The sequence below is a fragment of the Gordonia araii NBRC 100433 genome (assembly GCF_000241265.1).
Lineage (GTDB): Bacteria > Actinomycetota > Actinomycetes > Mycobacteriales > Mycobacteriaceae > Gordonia > Gordonia araii.
The window spans coordinates 14,788-32,782 of sequence record NZ_BAEE01000089.1; the positions used below are offsets into that span (position 1 = coordinate 14,788).

The window sequence follows — 17,995 nt, forward strand, 5'->3', positions numbered from 1 at the left end:
GGGCACGGTCGACGGAAAGCCGGGCACGGTCGACGGAAAGCCGGGCACGGTCGACGGAAAGCCGGGCACGGTCGACGGAAAGCCGGGCACGGTCGGCGGGAAGCTGGGCACGGTCGGCGGAAATGTGGGCACGGTCGGCGGAAATGTGGGCACGGTCGGCGAGACATGAGAAAGGCCGCCAGGATCGCTCCTGGCGGCCTTTCTCATGTCTTCTTACGGGGAGGGCGCCCACGCGCAGCGGAGGTGGCATCCCCGGGTAGGTCCGAAACGTCGGACGCCCGGTCCCGGCGGGGGCTACTCCAACGGGTTGCCGTTCTGAGCCTGCAGCTCGCGCAGCGCCTTGTGCTCGGCGACGTGCTGCTTGTGCTCGAGGTCGGCGTTGAGTTCCTGCTCCTCGGGCGGGTCGGCGAACAACAGTCCACCGGTTCCCGGGGAGCCCGCGGCACCGAGTTTGTTCATCTTCTTCGGAATCGCGGCGCCCTGGTAGGGGAGCGGGATCGGGTGACCATGGTCGTCGACCGGGCCGAGCGGCTGGTGCACCTCGATGTACTCGCCCTGCGGGAGGCGCTTGATGATGCCGGTCTCGATGCCGTGCTCGAGCACCGCTCGGTCGCTGCGCTGCAGCGAGAGCGCCCAGCGGTAGGCGATGAAGTAGGCCAGCGGCGGTACGACGAGCAGACCGATGCGTCCCATCCACGTCGTCGCGTTCAGCGAGATGTGGAACTTCAGCGCGATGATGTCGTTCATACAGGACAACGTCATGATCACGTAGAAGGAGACGGCCATGGCGCCGATGCCGGTGCGGACCGGCACGTCGCGGGGGCGCTGCAGCAGATTGTGGTGCGCGTCGTCGCCGGTGAGGCGCTTCTCGATCCACGGATAGGCGAACATGCCGGTGAACATGACGCCGATCAGGACGACGACCCAGAAGATCGCCGGGATCGTGTAGTTGCCCAGATAGAGCTCCCACGGCGGCATCAGACGCGCCAAACCGTCGGTCCACTGCATATAGATGTCCGGCTGCGAGCCCGCCGACACTTGCGCCGGGTTGTAGGGGCCGATCGTCCACACCGGGTTGATCTGGAACGCGCCGGCCATCACCGACAGCAGGCCGAAGACGATCGCGAAGAAAGCGCCGGCCTTCGCGGCGAACACCGGGAGGATCCGCACACCCACGACGTTGCGTTCGGTCCGGCCGGGGCCGGGGAACTGCGTGTGCTTCTGGTACCAGACCAGCGCCAGGTGTGCGCCGATCAGCGCCAGGATGATCGCCGGGAACAGCAGGATGTGCAGCACGTACAGGCGCGGGATGATGATGTCGCCGGGGAAATCGCCACCGAACAGCGCCCAGTGAATCCAGGTGCCGACCAGCGGGATGCCCAGGACGATGCCGCTCATCGCGGCGCGGACGCCGGTGCCCGAGAGCAGGTCGTCGGGGAGCGAGTAGCCGAAGAAGCCCTCGAACATGGCCAGCAGCAGCAGGAAGCAGCCGATGATCCAGTTGGCCTCGCGCGGCCGGCGGAACGCGCCGGTGAAGAAGATCCGCAGCATGTGGATGATGATCGATGCGGCGAACAGCAGTGCGGCCCAGTGGTGGATCTGGCGGACGAAGAGGCCACCGCGCACCTCGAAGGAGATGTCGAGCGTCGTCTCGTACGCGCGGCTCATCATGACGCCGTTCAGCGGCTGGTAATCGCCGTGATAGGTGACGTGGGCCATCGACGGGTCGAAGAAGAGCGTCAGGTACACGCCGGACAGCAGCAGGATGATGAAGGAGTAGAGCGCGACCTCACCCAGCAGGAAGGACCAGTGGGTGGGGAACACCTTGTTGATCTGCCGGCGCAGGCCCGCAGCAAGGTGGTAGCGCGAATCGACTTCCTCTGCCTGGTTTCCTAGACGTTCGCCGATGGTTGTCATGATTTCCGCTCCCAGAAGGCCGGTCCGACGGGCTCGATGAAGTCACCCGCAGCGACCATGTAACCCTGATTGTTCACCGTCAGTGGCAGCTGCGCCAGTGCGCGGGCGGCCGGTCCGAAGATCGGCTTGGCGTACTCCAGCGCGTCGAACTGCGACTGGTGGCACGGGCACAGGATTCGGTTGGTCTGCTGTTCGTACAGCGAGGTCGGGCAGCCGAGGTGGCTGCAGACCTTGGTGTACGCGTAGTAGTCGCCGTAGTTGAAGCTTTCCTGGCCCTTGCGCTTGACGACCTTCGCGGCGTCTTCGGGGCGCAGGCGGATGAGCATCACCGGGTTGCGCACCGCGCGCAGCCCCTGCAGCAGCTTGTGGCGCGATTCTTCGGTCTCGCCGTGGCCGTCCGACGGGCGCCACGGGAAGACGGTCTCCATGCCGCCGGCGTCGAGATCCTCCGGACGCACCAGCGCGACCTGGTAGGGGTTGCCGGTGTCGCGGCGGAGGAAGATCGTCTCGTTCGGGTTCTCCGGCTGGTTGTAGATCGGCGACCAGCCGCTGTGCCACAGCGGCGCTTTCTCACGCAGCGCCCACGGGTTCTTGACGAACCCGCCGAGCGCGGCGACGAGACCGGTCAGCGCGAAGGCGCCGAGACCGAAGGCGGCCGACCCGACGATCATCTTGCGCCGCGGGATGGTGGAGGTCTCCAGCGCGTCGCCCAGCAGGGCGGCGGTGGTCTTCTTGTCCACTTCGGTCGAACCGCCGTCGTGGCGGTCCTGGACGGCGATCTCGGCGGGAATGAACCGCTTGGTGATCTGCACGACGCCGATGCCGATCGACAGGATCGAGAGTCCGAAGGTGATACCGAGCAGCGGGGTGTTGAACGAGTACAGCCAGTAGTTCGGCTGGCCGGGCATCACGAACTGCCAGTGGTTCAGCAGGAAGACGATCAGACATGCGATTGCCGAGAGGCCGGCGAGCGTGAACCAGAACGCCACGGCTCGGGCCGCGCGCTTCTCGGCGCGGGTCCCGGGGACCGGGAATCGCGGCTCGCGGTGCAGAATCTCGACGCCGTCGAGATTCGTACCGAGCTTCACCAGCTCCTCGCGGTCCATCTCGGCGAGTTCCTCGTTGGAAGGAGTGTTACCCGTTGCGCTCATGACCGCGATCCCATCCACATTGCGAAGCCGACAACCATCCCGATGCCGACAACCCACATGACCATGCCCTCGCTGACGGGCCCGAAGCCGCCGAGGCCGAGGCCGCCGGGCTGGGTCGACTCCGATGAGTACTTGATGAACCCGATAATGTCTTTCTTCTCCTCGACGGAGAGCTGGCGGTTGCTGAACTTCGGCATGTTCTGCGGGCCGGTCAGCATCGCCGTGTAGATCTCCTGCTCGTTCGGCGGGTCGAGGTTCGGTGCGAACTTGCCGGAGGACAGCGCGCCGCCGCGACCGGTGAAGTTGTGACAGGACGCGCAGTTGAGGCGGAACAGCTCGCTGCCGCGGCCGAGGTTCTTTCCGCGCAGCGACTCCTGGGCGACGACGGGGATGCCCTTGTCATCGACCTTCACCGTGCCGTCCGCGTTGCGCTCGTAGTAGACCTGCGGGCCGCCGGAAACGGACTGGACGTACTTGCCCAGCTGGGTGATCTGAGCCTCGGTGAACTTGGCCGGCTTTCGGGCCGCCTGGGCTTCGTTGCGGGCCGCGGGCATACGCCCGGACGCGACCTGGAAGTAGACCGCCGCGTCGCCGACGCCGATGAGCGACGGACCGCGGTCGGCGACACCCTGCAGGTTGGCGCCGTGGCAGCTGATGCACGAGGTTGCGTAGAGCTGCTTGCCCGCATCGATCATCGCCTGCGACTGGGTGTTCGGGTCAGCGACGGCGACCTGCGCCTTCGGGGTGAGAAGCGCGGTGATCACGCCGGCGGAGAGGAGGCCGACCAGCAACAGGATCGTTCCCGAGGCACGCCGGCGAAGTTTGCGGCGGCCCTTGGCCGCGCGGGCCGAGGCGGCGGCGGTCGGGGCTGGATCGTCGTTGGTGAGATCCGACGGTCGCGGTGGAGATGTACTCATCTGTGACTCTCTACTAAGCGGACTGACCGGGCTGGAAGCTTGGTGGGCTAGCGGATGAAGTAGATCGTGACGAACAGGGCGATCCACACGATGTCGACGAAGTGCCAGTAGTAGGACACGACGATCGCCGCGGTGGCCTGTGCCGGGGTGAACTTGGACAGCCACGTTCGGACCAGCAGGAAGATGAAGGCGACGAGACCGCCGATGACGTGCAGGCCGTGGAATCCGGTGGCCATGTAGAAGACCGAGCCGTAGGCACTAGAGGAAAGTGTGGTTCCGTGGTTGACGAGGTGGATGTACTCGTAGGCCTGGCCGGCGACGAAGAAGGCGCCCATGAGGAACGTCACGATGTACCAGCGGCGAAGTCCGAAGACGTCGCCGCGCTCGGCGGCGAACACGCCCATCTGGCAGGTCACTGACGAGAGGATCAGGACGGTCGTCACCGGTACGGCGAGCCAGAGGTTGAGTTCGGTCGGCGGCGACGGCCACTGGCCGGGGGCCGCATTGGCCCGCGCGACGAAGTACATCGCGAACAAGCCGGCGAAGAACATGAGCTCACTGGAAAGCCATACGATCGTGCCGACGCTGACCATGTTGGGACGGTTCAGCGAGTGCACCCGAGCCGTGATGGCCGTTGACGGGGTACCTGCAGCGCTAGTCACATCAAGAAGTATGACGGTTCGTAGTAAAGCGTGACCACCGGGGTCGCCAAATTGGTCCAACTATTTGTGGCGGCGCAGGTAGATCGGTATCGGACCTGGACGGCTCGGCGTGTCACGGCGACCGATCGGCGCCGTGATCGGCTCCGCTTCACTCGTTTAGGGTGGACCCGTGAGCAGCAAGCAGCCGGAGATGAGTTGGCCACTGGTTCTGGGTCTGGTGACCGAGAACCGCGACCTCACCGCCGAGCAGGCGAGGTGGGCGATGAACGAGATCATGGCCGATGCCGCGACGAGCGCGCAGATCGCCGGTTTCGGTCTCGCGGTGAAGATGAAGGGCGCGGCCCCGCGGGAACTCGACGGGCTCGCCGACGCGATGCTTGAGCACGCGACGAGGGTCAGGATCGATCGCGATGCCGTCGACATCGTCGGTACCGGCGGTGATCGGTCGCACACCGTGAACATTTCGACGATGACCGCGATCGTGGTGGCGGCGGCCGGCGTCGCGGTCGTCAAGCACGGCAACCGGGCCGCGTCGTCGAAGAGCGGCGGCGCCGACGTCCTGGAGGCGCTGGGCGTTTCGATCAACCTGGGCGCCGCGGATGTCGCACGCTGCGTCGACGAAGTGGGCATCGGCTTCTGCTTCGCCCCCGTGTTTCACCCGGCGTTCCGTTTCACCGGTCCGCCGCGCAAGGAGTTGGGCGTCCCGACCGTGTTCAACGTCTTGGGGCCGCTGACCAATCCGGCCCAGCCGCGGGCCGGCCTGATCGGATGCGCCTTCGCCGACCTTGCACCGGTGCTCGCGCAAACGTTCGCCAACCGCGGATCCTCGGTGCTGGTGGTGCGCGGCGACGACGGTCTCGACGAATTGACGACGACGAGCACGTCCACGGTGTGGCAGGTCGCCGATTCCACGGTGGTCCAGCATCACATCGATCCGGAGTCCGATCTCGGGCTCGCCCGCGTCGAACTGTCGGCATTGCAGGGCGGCGATGCCGAGGACAACGCCGTGGTGGCGCGTGACCTGTTCGCCGGTGCGCGCGGACCGGTGCGCGACGCGGTGCTGCTGAACGTGGCGGCCGCGCTCGTCGCCGCTGAGCAGACGAGCCCGATGACGCGTGACGGACTCGTCACGGCCTTGGCGGCGGCGTTGACGCGCGCCGCCGAGGTCATCGACTCCGGTGCCGCCGCGGACCTGCTGGCGCGGTGGGCGCGGTTCAGCTCGGAACTGGCCGCGGAGAAGTAGCCGACAGACAGGTCGACGCCGCGTAACTACTCGCCGACGGAAAAGCCCGCCTCGGTCTCCTTGCTCGCATAGCTGCGGAAGGCGATGTGGGTCGTCGTGTGGGTGACGCCCTGCAGCCGATTGATCCGATTGGTCACGACCTCGGCGATCGCGTCGTGGTCGCGGACCCGGATCTTCGCGATGACGTCGACGTCGCCGGCGCACGAGTAGACCTCGGTGACCCCGTCGATGTCGGCCACCGCCTGCGCGGTCTCCGGAATCGAGTGGACGTCGGCGCTGATCAATACGAATGCGGTGAGCATGGCTCCAGCCTAGTGGCCCGCGCCGGCGTGCCGGGCCGACCGCGCAGTCGCGCGCCACCGTTCCCAACCGCATGCGCTGTGCCGTGGCAAGGCGAAACCTCCGGTCGTGTCGACGATGCGCGAATCCGGTGCGGTCACCCATCGGTAGACGAGGGACGCCTCCTCGGCGGGAGCGCCGCGCAGCGGGTCGTCGTCGGGGACGATCGTCTGCGCCGCGGCGACCACGGCGTCGACGACGGGCATCGGCGGCGTGCCGCGTACGGCGGTCCCGGCACCGGCGAGGCGACCGTGCCGCACGACCGAGAACCGCCAGCCCTCGGCCGAATCGGGTCGGGCGACGACGATCTGCTCGATCGCGCAGAGCGCGCGCAGACGCTGGGTCCGTTCGAGCGCCGACACCGTTTCGGCCAGTTGGTCACGACGACGCGCGGCCGTCTCGAAGTGTTCGGACGCGGCGGCCGAGGTCACCGCGTCGCACAGCTCGCGCAACGCGGCGTCGGAGCGACCGCTCAGAACGTCGAGTGCGGTCTGGACTCGCGGCAGGTAGGCAGACACCGACTCGGGTCGTTCGGTGGCCGCGGCGCAGTCGCCGACGGCGGCGCGCGGGGCGCACCAGTGGTAGTCGGCGCGACCGCCGAGTCGCGTGGTGCACGAGCGGAGTCCGGCGGCGCGGGTCAGCGCCTCGCTCACGAGTTGTGCGGTCGCGCGGCGTGGGATCGGGCCGATCGACGTCGGAGTGGCCGTGACATCGGCCGGTTCGGGTCGGGGGTGGCGGCGAACGACGAACCTGGGGAAACGCTCTTCGGTGAGGCATACCCACCAGCCGCGGCGGGGCTGGGTCGATCTCCGGTTGTAGGCGGGGTTGTGCGCCGCCAGCAGGCGCAGTTCGCGCACGCCGGCCTCAAGGTCGTGGGCGCACACGACATGGTCGACCCGGGTGGCGAGAGCGACCATCTCGGCGATGCGGGGTCGGGAGTCGCCGGCGAAGTAGGACCGCACGCGGCGCCGCAGGTCGACCGCGGTTCCGACGTACAGCACTTCGTCAGAGGGGCCCCGGAAGAGGTAGACCCCCGGGGCGCGGGGAAGGTCGCGCGCCAGTCCGCGTTTCGCGCGCTGGGCGGGAGTCGCGCGCGGCAGGAAGTCCAGCAGCTCGGCGAACGTTCCGACTCCCCGGTTGCCGATCCGTTCGAGCAGGCCGTGCAGCACGTCGACGGTCGCGCGGGCGTCGTCGAGGGCACGGTGCGTCGGCGTCGTCGACGCGCGGAACAGGATGGCGAGATCGGCGAGACGCACCGACGGCGCTTCCTCGCGCGTCAGGACCCGGCGGGCCAGTGCGACGGTGCACAGGGTCGCCGGGAAATGCCAGTCCAGGCCGAGACGTCGTGCGGCGGCCGAGAGGAACCCGAGATCGAAGCGCGAGTTGTGCGCGACCAAGACGCAGCCGCGTGCGAACTCGAGGAAAGACGCCAGCACCTCACCGATGCGCGGGGCGGTCGAGACCATCGTCTCGGTGATGCCGGTCAAGGCCACGATCTCGTCCGGAATGGCCCGGTCCGGGTCGACCAGAGTCGCGAACTCGCCCACCACCTCGCCCCCGCAGACCTTCACCGCGCCGATCTCGGTGATCGCGTCGCGCTCGGCGCTCCCTCCCGTCGTCTCCAGATCGAGGACGACGAAGGGCGTCGTCGCCAGCGATTGCTCGATCCCGCCACGCACCGTCGCGGCCATCTCCGCCAGATCGGCGGCGGCCGGAAGGCGGCGGTGCGAACCCGGACCGCGCGGGGCCGGATGAGCGCGCGGCATACCGACGTCGGGAAGCCCGGAGTCGGTCAGGTCGAGCTGCTCGGTTCCGGTGGGGTCGGCGGTGCGCATGTGCCGAACGCTAGTTCGATCCACTGACATCGGGGACGCCCCGATGCGTCTGCGGAGCCGTTGTCAGGGGTCGTCGTTAGCTTCGTTTGTGGGTTCGCGTTCGCCGCCGAACGGTGAACACGCCGAAAACACCGAGTGAACGATGAATGAGACGGAGATCACATGAGGATCGACTGCGAGAGCTGCCCCGGCCGGCCGGCCGCATGCGGCGACTGCATGATGAACGTGCTGATGGCAGACGTCGCACCCCCCGAGCAGCAGGGGTCCGAGCGTATGCCCACCATCGGGGAACAGCGCGCTGACCTGCTAGTTGCTATTTCAAACATGCGGGCAGCCGGACTGGTCACACAGGCTGAGGCCAGAGCGGCCGCAGGGCGGATAGCACCACGTCACGGTGAGGGGGGCAACCGATTTCTCTCTATCGTTCGGGCCGGGTAAAGTCTGTCGCTGGCTCGTAGCCTCGACGAGTTTTGCGAGAACGTTGGACATTCGCCCGGCGTTTTCGTAACCTTTTCGAGACATTGCGGAACGTCCCGCTTCAAGAGAAGTGGTCCGTGAGAGTCAACCGCTGAGTCACCCCGCAGGGGGTGAGCCGGGGACCCAACTGGGGCCGCAAGGCCTCGCCTGGGGTGAATCGCCGCGCCTGAAGCAGCTCGTCAGGCAACGCGTAGGGCATCTTCCAGCCCGAACCCGACAGCTAACCCGGTAAGCGCAGGGAGACAAAAGGAGAACTTTCTCGTGGCCAAACATCGTTTGGAACAGCCCAGCCGCGGCACCAAAGCGGCGAAGGGTGCGGTCATCACCGGCGCCATCGCAATGGGCTCGATCGCTGCAGGAAGCGCCGCCGCATCGCCGGTCGCCGTGCCGCACCTGGGCAATATCGAACTTGGAGCCCTCGGAGACCACCTCAACCAGCACCGGCATGAGGCGGCCCCCAAGGCCAAGAAGGGCACCCTGAAGGTCAAGAAGGCACACGCCCCCAGCAAGAACAAGCAGGCTGCCAAGCCGGCACCGGAGGCCAAGGTCCAGGTGCCCAACGTCGGCACCTTCGCCATCCCGGGCATCTCGCAGAACCAGATCCCCAAGGACTTCCAGCCGAACGGCAAGGCTGCTCCCGGCCCGGAGCGCCACTCGGTAGCCGACAAGGCCGTCGTCAATGCCAAGAGCAAGATCGGTTCGCCGTACTCCTACGGCTCGGCCGGCCCGAACGCCTTCGACTGCTCCGGCCTGGTCTACTGGTCCTACAAGAACGCCGGGAAGACCGTCCCGCGCGACAGCTACGGCCAGATGAGCGGCGGCAAGGCCGTTGCTTACAAGGACGCCAAGCCCGGCGACATCCTGATCTTCAACGGCGGCAGCCACTCGGGCATCTACGTCGGCAATGGCGAGTTCGTGCACTCCCAGACCTACGGCGTGCCCGTCAACAAGCAGAAGGTCAAGACCTGGGCGCTGACCAGCGTCCGCCGCTACTGAGGGCTCGGCCAGCTTTGAGGTGGGCGGATGTCTCGGGTGCCTCCGAGGCGTCCGCCCGCACTCGTCTCTTGGAGTCGGAAGAAGAATGAGAATCGTGAGATCCGCGAGTTCTGGCAGGCGACGCGCCGCAGCGGCCGCCATGTCCGTCACGATGGTGTCGGCGTTTGTGCTGGCCACCGTCCCGGCGACGAGTTCGGATGCCGCGCCGGCGCGCAACGCCCGGCAGTTGGTCGCCGACTACAAGAAGCTCAACGTGGAAGCCGAGCGCTCCGCCGAGGCGATGCACAACGCCACGATGGAGTACAACAAGCAGCGCGCGATCGTCGCCACCTCCCGCAAGCGGGCAGCCGTGGCTCAGAAGAAGCTCGATTCGACGGCGGCCGAGCAGCAGCGCCTGCAAGGGCGCGTCAACGGAGTGTTGCGGGCCAGCTACAAGGGCGCCCGCATCAACCGGCTGTATTCGCTGCTGGTCAGCGATTCGCCGCAACAGATGCTCGACCAGATGTCGGCCCTCGACATCGTCTCGCACGACGCCACGCGCAACCTGAACAACCTCGCCCGGGTGCGAGCGTCGGCGGTGAAGACCAAGGACGACTCGATCAAGGCCACCGCTGCGGCGAACGCAGCGATAGCCAAGGTGGAGAAGACGCGCGCCGATCTCCAGTCCAAGCGGGCGAATCTGGCGCTGCAGGCGGTCCAGATCCGTGCCGTGTACCAGTCGATGACCGGTCAGCAACTCGCCGAGCTGCGCGGACCGAAGTTCGATTTCGATCCCAACCTGGTGCCCAAGGGCACGTCGGCCGCGTTGGTCGCGGTGCAGGCGGCACTGTCGCGAGTCGGGGACCCCTACGTGTGGGGAGCCACCGGGCCGAACCAGTTCGATTGCTCCGGCCTGATGGTGTGGGCGTACCGGCAGGCGGGCAAGGGGTTGCCGCGGTCGAGCCAGGCGCAGATGGGCGCCGGGGTACCGGTCAGCCGTGATCAGCTGCAGCCCGGCGACCTGATCATCTACTACGCGGACGCGCATCACGTCGGTATGTACGTCGGCGACGGCTACGTGATCCACGCGTCGACATTCGGCATCCCGGTCAAGGTCGTCCCGGTCGACGGTGCTGGCCCGTACCTGGCTGCGCGCCGAGTTTAGCCCTGAGTGGCTGTGGCATCGCGATGGCGGTACGGGGTTGCCGTGCTGCTCAGCACCGCTCTCCTCGCCGCATGCGGTGATTCCACGCCGTCGGGCACCGGGGTCAGCGAAGCCGCCAGCACCACCGCCGACGTGTTCGAACAGCAGCGGACCGACGGTGTGACGAGGCTCCTCGACCGACTCGACAAGGCATTGCTGCACGGTCGTCCGGCGGACCTCGACGCGTTGCTCGACGATGCCGCACCGAGAGACTTCCGCCGCGGGCTGCGGGTGATGCAAGCCAATCTCAGCGCAGCTGCCCCGTCCGACGCATCGACGCCGGACAGACGAAAGCAGTTGCGGTACAAGACTTTCGAGCATTACATCGGCGCGGCGGAGGCTGAGGAGCTGGTTCCCGACGCCGTGGCGGACCGGTTGGCGGAGCAGGGCAGCAGCGACAATTGGGTCTCGCCGGTGCGGCTGCGTTTCGCGCTGGGTGGTGCCACGTTGCCCGGTTTGGACGAGCCCGAGGTCGAGATCGACGCCCCGCTGGTCGTCGCGCGGTACGACGACGAATGGAAGCTCGTCGGGGACATGCGTCTGCTTCGCCGCCCCGCCAGTGGTGTCGGGTTGTGGAGTTTCCCCGACGCCCGCGCGGTGGCCGCGCCAACCGCAGGGGGAGAGTCGGTCGTCGCTTCCTATCCCGGGGTCGATGACCTCGCTAGTCGGGTGGCGGCGCTGCTGCCCAACGCGGTGCGGGCGGTGACGGCGTTCTGGGGCGACCGGTGGCCCCAGCGCGCCCTCGTGGTGGCCACCGCGACCGGGCAGCAGTTCGCCGCCTTGGCGGCGAGCCCCGGGGCCGACGTCTCGGCCGCGGCCGGCGCGACCGTCTACACCACTCTTGACGTGCCGAACCGCACGGTGACCGGACAGCGGATCGTGCTCACCCCCAAGGCCGCCGCGCTGTCGACGCCGCTTCTCGACGTCGTCCTGCGCCACGAACTGAGCCACGTCGCCGTGCGCCTGGCCACCGCTGCCGACGTCCCGCAGTGGCTCGCCGAAGGCGTCGCCGAGTACGTCGGACGCAAAGGCACCTCCACCCGCTTCGCCGATGCCGCCCCCGACCTGGCGGTGTCGGTGCGCACCGGGAACGGACCGGTCTGGCCCGCCGACGAGGAATTCCGCGTCGACTCGGAGCGGGCCGCGCTGGCCTACCAGGCCGCGTGGTCGATCGCGGCCTTCGTCGCCGATCGCTTCTCCGACGACATCCTGCGCAAGCTGTACCTCGGTGTGGCGGGCGCCGCCGACGAGTCCGCGGCGTCCACGGCCTTTCGCGACACCATCGGCATGCCACAGCCCGAGCTGGAACGCCAGTGGCGGGCCTGGGTCCAGAAGCAGTCCGGCGGATGACCAGTGCCGCGCCGATCGGGCGCACCCTGCTCATCACCAACGACTTCCCCCCGCGCCCGGGGGGTATCCAGTCCTATCTGCAGAACCTCGTCGATCGGCTGCCGCCGGAACAGGTGGTCGTCTACGCGCCGCGCTGGCGCGGGCGCTCGCACATCGAGTTCGACGAGCGGGTTCCCTACACCGTGGTCCGGCATCCGACGACGCTGATGCTGCCGACGCCGCTGGTCGCCCGCCGCGCCGCGAAGCTGGTGCGCGAACACGATATCGAGAACGTCTGGTTCGGGGCGGCCGCCCCGCTGGCCTTGCTGGCCCCGGTGGTGCGGCGGGCCGGGGCGCGCCGGATCCTCGCTTCCACCCACGGGCACGAGGTGGGGTGGTCGATGCTTCCCGGCGCTCGTCGGGTGCTGCGGGTGATCGGCGAGGAGACCGACACCGTGACTTTCGTGAGCAAGTACACGCGTGGTCGGTTCGCGTCGGCATTCGGACCGAACGCGGCACTGGAATACCTCCCGTGCGGGGTCGACGTCGAACGCTTCGCGCCCGACGCCGCGGCACGGGCCGTCATCCGGGAGCGCCACGGGCTCGGTGAGCGACCCGTCGTCGTCTGCCTGTCGCGCCTGGTCCCGCGCAAGGGGCAGGACATGCTGATCCGCGCCCTGCCGACGATCCGGGAAGCGGTGCCCGGCGCGGCGCTGCTGATCGTCGGGGGCGGACCCTACGCCAAGACCCTGCAGGAACTGGCGGCCGCGACCCCCGACGGGGAACACGTGATCTTCACCGGTTCGGTGCCCGCGGAGGAGATCCCGGCCTATCACAACGCCGCCGACGTTTTCGCGATGCCGTCACGGACCCGAGGCGGAGGGCTCGACGTCGAAGGGCTGGGGATCGTCTACCTCGAGGCGTCCGCGTGCGGTGTCCCTGTCGTCGCCGGCGACTCCGGCGGAGCGCCTGAGACGGTGATCGCCGCGCGCACCGGCCTCGTCGTCAGCGGACGGTCGGTGCCGCAGGTCGCCGAGGCCGTTGTGACGATTCTGTCGGATCCGGCGCGGGCCCGCCGGATGGGCGCCGCCGGTCGTGAGTTCGTCGAACAGCAGTGGCAGTGGCCGCAGATCGCGGCTCGGCTGGTGCGCCTGCTCACGTCCTGACCCGGCGCCGCGGGTCAGCGGAACAAGCCGGGCTCAGCCGGCGTAGATCGCCGCGATGTCGTCGGCGAACTTCTCGGTCACCACGTTGCGTTTGACCTTGAGAGTCGGGGTCATCTCACCCGTTTCCTCGGTGAAGTCGACGGGAAGGATCCGGAACTTCTTGATCGCCTCGGCGTGCGAGACGGTGGTGTTCGCCTGATCGATCGCCGACTGGATCTCCGCCCGCAGGTCCGCATTGTCGACCAGGTCGGCGAGGGGGACATCGGCCGCGATCGAGTTGCGGGACTTCCAGCCGTCGACGGCATCGGCGTCGAGTGTGACCAGCGCGCCGATGAAGGGTTGCTTGTCACCGACGACGAGCGCTTGCGACACGAGCGGGTGGGAACGGATGGCGTCCTCTAGACCGGCCGGCGACACGTTCTTGCCGCCCGCGGTCACCAGGATCTCCTTCTTGCGCCCGGTGATCGAGAGGAAGCCGTCGCGGTCGACCTTCCCGATGTCGCCGGTGTGGAACCATCCGTCGGTGATCGCCTCGTCCGTGGCCTCGGGGTTCTTCCAGTAGCCGGTGAACACGACGCCGCCGGAGAGGAGGATCTCGCCGTCGTCGGCGATCCGCACGGCGTTACCGGCCAGCGGCCGCCCGACGGTACCGACCTTGACCGCACCCGGGGTGTTGACGGCGAAGGCGGCGGTCGTCTCGGTGAGGCCGTAGCCCTCGTAGACGGGGATTCCGACGCCGGAGAAGAAGTGACCGAGGCGCGCGCCCAGGGGAGCACCGCCGGAGATGGCCAGCTCGCAGTCGCCGCCGAGGGCGGCGCGCAACTTCGAATAGACCAGCTTGTCGAAGACGGTGTGGCGCAGGCGCAGCGCCAATCCGACCGAACCCTGCTCCTTCGCCGCGTTGTAGTCGATGGCGGTCGAGGCGGCGGCGTCGAAGATCTTTCCCTTGCCGTCGTCGTGAGCGTTCTGGCGGGCCGTGTTGTAGACCTTCTCGAAGACGCGCGGTACCGAGAGAATCAGGCTGGGCCGGAACACGGCGAACTCGGGCACCAGGTTGGGGATGTCGTTGAAGAATCCGACGGCAACGCCGCCCCGGATCGCGATCAGGGTGATCGCGTGGGCGAACACGTGCGCCATCGGCAAGAACATCAGGAGCCGGCGCCCCGGTCGGAGGAACTGCTTCAGACCGCCCGAGAGCACTGCCTCGACCTCGCTGAGGAGGTTTGAATGGGTGAGCATGCACCCCTTCGGGCGTCCCGTGGTGCCCGACGTGTAGATCAGCACGGCCGGATCGTCGGCCCGGAGCGCCTGCCGGCGTGCGGTCACCTCGTCGTCGGAGATCTTCGCGCCCGCCGCGACGAGCTCGTCGATCACTCCGGGGGCTCCGTCCCCGGGAGCGATGAGCCAGCGGTGCGCAAGACGTCCGGCCGCGTCGGTTCCGTCGATGGTGGCGGCGTGCGCCGGAGTTTCGGCGATGATGCCGACGGGCTCGGAGTCGCTGCAGATCCAGTCGATCTGCGGTCCGGACGAGGTCTCGTAGATGGGGACGGTGACCGCCCCCGCGGCCCAGATCGCGAAGTCCAGCAGAATCCACTCGGTGCGCGTCGCGCTCAGCAGCGCGACCCGGTCGCCGGGCTTGATGCCCTGCGCGATGAACCCTTTCGCGATGGCCGTGACCCGCTCGGCCACCTCGCGCGCGGTGACGGGCTGCCACTGCCCGTCCAGTTTGTCCAGGATCACCGGTTGGTCTGGTGCGCGGGCTGCGAGGTCGAAGACGATGTCGGTGCAGTTCGCGGAGTCGGCAATGGTGAACGGCGCCGGAACGGAGTACTCGGAGGGCAAGGGGCGACCTTTCGCGCGTCGGGAGCAGCGCCCTTCATCGTATCGAGGCGGGTCATCGCTCCCGGCGTCCGGGCATATGTGAAGCTATGTGGGTGACGAGCATTCAGGTGGCCGATGAGACCTTTGTCGCCGCCGCGCCGGACTTGGCGCGCGAGGCGCTCGGCGATCGAGCCAGGTGGGCGCGGTGGTGGCCGGACTTGTCACTCGCCGTCGTCGAAGACCGAGGCGCCCAGGGATTGCGGTGGACGGTGTCGGGACCGGTCGACGGCACGATGGAAGTGTGGTGCGAGCCGGTGATGGACGGGTTCGTCCTGCACTACTTCTTGCACGGCGAGCCGACGGGACGGCTGCCGCGACGGCCCCGCGCCCTCTACGATGAACTGGCCGAGATGAATCGGCGCCGTCGCGTGGCAGGCAAGGTCATGGCCTTCGAGATCAAGTGGCGGTTGGAGCAACACCGGCAACCGGGTGATCCGGCGGCTCCGGCGGAGACGGCGACAGGAGGATTGCGTGGCTGACCACACTGCGCAATCCATCGTGGTCAACGCCGAGCCGGAAGCGGTCATGGCCGTGATCGCCGATTTCGACCACTACCCCCAGTGGGTGTCGGCGGCGCGCGAGGTGCGCGTCGTCGAGACGGGTCCCGACGGCAAACCGAGCCGCGTTCGCTTCGAGCTCGACGCCGGGGTTCTCAAGGACACCTACGTCCTCGACTACGACTGGGCCGACGACGGGCTGTCGGTGAGCTGGGAGCTGGTCAGCAGCGACCTGCAGCGCGCCCAGCGCGGTCGTTACAGCGTGGTCGGGCAGGCAGCGGGATCGACCAAGGTCTCCTACGAGTTGATGGTCGACCTCAAGGTCCCGATCATCGGCCAGCTCAAACGTCGTGCGGAGAAGGCGATCATCACCTCGGCGCTGCACGAACTCAAGAAGCGGGTCGAAGACTGATCGACCTGACCCCCATTCAGCTCGTCCTCGGTCCGGGCGGGACCGGGGTATCCGTCGTTGCCGCAGCCGGCGCGGTCGACAAGCGTCGCCGTGACCCGCGCTCGGCCGGGCTGCTCGACGCCGGTCCGCGCGGGACGCTCCTGATCACGCTCGACCGCAACTCGCCGACTCCGGAGATGGTGGGCGTCTACCCATCGCCGGGACAAGCGGTGCCGATCAGCGCCGACGCCAGTCTGCTGGCACTGGACCCGTTGGGAGTCCTGGAACCGGCGTGGGCGCAGTTCGCCGCTGCGGTGAGCGGACTCGGCTCCGGCCCGACCCTCCCGGTGCTGTCGGTGCTCGGCTCGGTGGCGCCGGGAGAACTGACGTCGTTGCCAGGCTTCGAGGAGTTGCTCCTCTGGCGGCGCATCCGCGACGAGGCGACGAGCGGGCAGTGGAGCGCGGTGGTGGTCGACTGCTCCGGGCTCGGCGATCCGTTCCGGCTGCTTCGCGCGCCGGCCGCGCTGAGCCAATCGTTGAACCGGTTGTGGCCGCGCCACCGCCGTCTCGCCGCCGCCGCCGAGCGGCCGATGCTGGCGCGGGTCAGTGCCGCGGTCGATGAGATGGACCGCGATTGCCGCGATGTGCTGGACCTGCTCAGCGATCCGCATACGACGGCCGCGCACGTCGTCGTCGACTCGGGTTTGCGAGGCGAACGGCTGCTGCCGCGATTCGCCGAGCTGGCCGCGTTGACGGCACTCCCGTTACGTTCGATCATCGCCAACGACGGCGCCACGCAGCATCCGCGGGAATCGTTCTCCGCGGTCGCCTCGGCCGTGGCGGAAAGGCTCGGCGTCGATACCCTCACGGTGGCCGCGGCCGATGAGCCCATCGACCGCGTCGTCCGTCTGCGCCGCCTCGGGGTGACGTTCGACTCGCCCAACGGCGCGCCGTCGGGGACGGGGGCGGCCCGCGTGGAACGGGTGTCGGGCTCCGGCGTCGACGCCGTGTACGAGATGCGCTGGAACCAGCCGCTCGCCGATCCGTCGCGGTTGGGACTCGGTCGAGCCGGTGACGATTTGCTGGTCACGATCGGCGGGTTCCGCTATCCGGTGCGGCTGCCGTCGGTGCTGCGCCGTTGCTCGGTGATCGGTGCGGATTGGGACGACGACGAACTGTGCATCAGATTCACCCCCGATCCCGCCGTGTGGCCGACGCGCCCGACGGCTTAGGCCGACGCATCCGACGGCCATTCACGCGAGTGGGCACCTCACCTACGCCGAGTGGGCAGCTGACCTACGCCGAGTGGGCACCTGACTTGCGCCGAGTGGGCACCTCGCGCTCTTCGCATGAGCCGGCGGCGGTTCTGGTCAATAGCCCACTTACGACAGGACGCGCCCAGTCGGCGGGGTCGAGGTGCCCAGTCGGCGGGGGTGAGGTGCCCACTCGGCGGGGGTGAGGTGCCCACTGGGCGTAGGTGAGGTGCCCACTGGGCGGGGGTGAGGTGCCCACTCGGCGGGGTTGTTCGCGCACACGGGATCTCGTCGTCGCGGGAGGGGTTTCTTCGGTTCGTCTTCGGTTTGTCGAGTCGCCCACGCTCTCGCACTCGCGGCGCCGCCGTCGGGTAGCGTTTTACCCCATGGAAGCGCCAGATGGTGCCGGCCCGACCGGCAGCGGTGAGGGTTCGGCGGATGCCGTGATGGACGCGGTGCGCGAATTGGTGGCGGGGCTGACCACGCAGATCGACAGCCTTGCGAGTCTCTTCGCACCGGGCGGGCCGTCTGGCGGTCTCGCGGAAGGCCTCGCCGCAGAGGTATCCGGCGACCTGTCGACGCTGTTCGCCGAGGCAGGGGAGTTGCTGGCACGCCTGCTGGCGACGCTGATCGCGATCCTGGAGGCGATCGTCAAGGCGCTGCGCTCCACCTCCTCGGATGCCGCGCCATCTGCCCCTGCGGCCTATCAGGAGATCGCGGTGGCCATCGGCCAGGCCCGGCAGTGATGAGCGCGGCGC

16 protein-coding genes and 1 riboswitch are annotated in these 17,995 nt (G+C 68.3%); of the genes, 9 read left to right on the forward strand and 7 right to left on the reverse strand.

Annotated features, from left to right (window positions below):
- Nucleotides 1–294: 294 nt before the first annotated feature.
- From qcrB to ctaE, 4 genes are read right to left on the reverse strand one after another with little or no spacing between them, the layout of a single operon-like run.
- Nucleotides 295–1,917: a cytochrome bc1 complex cytochrome b subunit gene (qcrB, locus tag GOARA_RS18230; protein ID WP_007323907.1), complete on the reverse strand. Its 1,623-nt coding sequence runs from the start codon at nucleotides 1,915–1,917 to the stop codon at nucleotides 295–297.
- On the reverse strand, nucleotides 1,914–3,068 hold the full coding sequence (qcrA, locus tag GOARA_RS18235; RefSeq protein WP_007323908.1) for a cytochrome bc1 complex Rieske iron-sulfur subunit: 1,155 nt from the start codon (nucleotides 3,066–3,068) through the stop codon (nucleotides 1,914–1,916). Before qcrA ends, qcrB begins: the two co-directional genes overlap by 4 nt.
- Nucleotides 3,065–3,985, reverse strand: coding sequence for a cytochrome bc1 complex diheme cytochrome c subunit (gene qcrC, locus GOARA_RS18240; RefSeq protein ID WP_007323909.1), 921 nt, complete (start codon nucleotides 3,983–3,985; stop codon nucleotides 3,065–3,067). Before qcrC ends, qcrA begins: the two co-directional genes overlap by 4 nt.
- Nucleotides 3,986–4,032: 47 nt before the next feature.
- Nucleotides 4,033–4,647 (reverse strand): aa3-type cytochrome oxidase subunit III, encoded by a 615-nt coding sequence (gene ctaE, locus GOARA_RS18245; protein ID WP_138947772.1) that lies wholly within the window; start codon nucleotides 4,645–4,647, stop codon nucleotides 4,033–4,035.
- Nucleotides 4,648–4,837: 190 nt separating this feature from the next.
- Between ctaE and trpD the strand changes: the two genes are divergently transcribed.
- Nucleotides 4,838–5,890 carry an anthranilate phosphoribosyltransferase gene (gene trpD, locus GOARA_RS18250; RefSeq protein ID WP_007323911.1) on the forward strand — a complete coding sequence of 351 codons (1,053 nt, stop codon included), beginning with the start codon at nucleotides 4,838–4,840 and terminating at the stop codon, nucleotides 5,888–5,890.
- 26 nt (nucleotides 5,891–5,916) lie between these two features.
- Here trpD and GOARA_RS18255 read toward each other — a convergent pair whose 3' ends face one another.
- Together GOARA_RS18255 and GOARA_RS18260 are read right to left on the reverse strand one after the other, a co-directional pair.
- Nucleotides 5,917–6,192, reverse strand: coding sequence for an Lrp/AsnC family transcriptional regulator (locus GOARA_RS18255; protein ID WP_007323912.1), 276 nt, complete (start codon nucleotides 6,190–6,192; stop codon nucleotides 5,917–5,919).
- Between the two features lie 9 nt (nucleotides 6,193–6,201).
- Nucleotides 6,202–8,064, reverse strand: a complete 1,863-nt coding sequence (locus GOARA_RS18260; RefSeq protein WP_007323913.1) for a DEDD exonuclease domain-containing protein — start codon at nucleotides 8,062–8,064, stop codon at nucleotides 6,202–6,204.
- Between the two features lie 556 nt (nucleotides 8,065–8,620).
- Nucleotides 8,621–8,790: riboswitch (cyclic di-AMP (ydaO/yuaA leader) on the forward strand.
- Nucleotides 8,791–8,802: 12 nt separating this feature from the next.
- Between GOARA_RS18260 and GOARA_RS18265 the strand changes: the two genes are divergently transcribed.
- The 4 genes from GOARA_RS18265 to GOARA_RS18280 all read left to right on the forward strand — a co-directional run bounded on the left by GOARA_RS18265 (nucleotide 8,803) and on the right by GOARA_RS18280 (nucleotide 13,215).
- Nucleotides 8,803–9,537: a C40 family peptidase gene (locus tag GOARA_RS18265; RefSeq protein ID WP_007323915.1), complete on the forward strand. Its 735-nt coding sequence runs from the start codon at nucleotides 8,803–8,805 to the stop codon at nucleotides 9,535–9,537.
- A gap of 139 nt (nucleotides 9,538–9,676) precedes the next feature.
- Nucleotides 9,677–10,681: a C40 family peptidase gene (locus GOARA_RS18270; RefSeq protein WP_007323916.1), complete on the forward strand. Its 1,005-nt coding sequence runs from the start codon at nucleotides 9,677–9,679 to the stop codon at nucleotides 10,679–10,681.
- A 6-nt stretch (nucleotides 10,682–10,687) separates the two neighbouring features.
- Nucleotides 10,688–12,070: a peptidase MA family metallohydrolase gene (locus GOARA_RS18275; protein ID WP_138947773.1), complete on the forward strand. Its 1,383-nt coding sequence runs from the start codon at nucleotides 10,688–10,690 to the stop codon at nucleotides 12,068–12,070.
- Between the two features lie 14 nt (nucleotides 12,071–12,084).
- Entirely contained in the window at nucleotides 12,085–13,215 is a 1,131-nt protein-coding gene (locus GOARA_RS18280; protein ID WP_040523940.1) for a glycosyltransferase family 4 protein, read from the forward strand.
- A gap of 33 nt (nucleotides 13,216–13,248) precedes the next feature.
- Here the strand turns inward: GOARA_RS18280 and GOARA_RS18285 are convergent, their stop codons facing one another.
- A complete protein-coding gene (locus GOARA_RS18285; protein WP_007323919.1) occupies nucleotides 13,249–15,057 on the reverse strand; it encodes an AMP-dependent synthetase/ligase in 1,809 nt (602 codons plus the stop codon).
- Between the two features lie 86 nt (nucleotides 15,058–15,143).
- On the opposite strand from GOARA_RS18285, the gene GOARA_RS18290 reads away from it, so the two are divergent.
- The 4 genes from GOARA_RS18290 (at nucleotide 15,144) to GOARA_RS18305 (ending at nucleotide 17,983) form a co-directional block, all read left to right on the forward strand.
- A complete protein-coding gene (locus tag GOARA_RS18290; RefSeq protein WP_007323920.1) occupies nucleotides 15,144–15,575 on the forward strand; it encodes a hypothetical protein in 432 nt (143 codons plus the stop codon).
- Nucleotides 15,568–16,005: an SRPBCC family protein gene (locus GOARA_RS18295; protein WP_007323921.1), complete on the forward strand. Its 438-nt coding sequence runs from the start codon at nucleotides 15,568–15,570 to the stop codon at nucleotides 16,003–16,005. Before GOARA_RS18290 ends, GOARA_RS18295 begins: the two co-directional genes overlap by 8 nt.
- Nucleotides 16,006–16,181: 176 nt before the next feature.
- Nucleotides 16,182–17,216 (forward strand): ArsA family ATPase, encoded by a 1,035-nt coding sequence (locus tag GOARA_RS18300; RefSeq protein ID WP_007323922.1) that lies wholly within the window; start codon nucleotides 16,182–16,184, stop codon nucleotides 17,214–17,216.
- 407 nt (nucleotides 17,217–17,623) lie between these two features.
- Nucleotides 17,624–17,983, forward strand: coding sequence for a hypothetical protein (locus GOARA_RS18305; protein WP_007323923.1), 360 nt, complete (start codon nucleotides 17,624–17,626; stop codon nucleotides 17,981–17,983).
- Nucleotides 17,984–17,995: the final 12 nt, after the last annotated feature.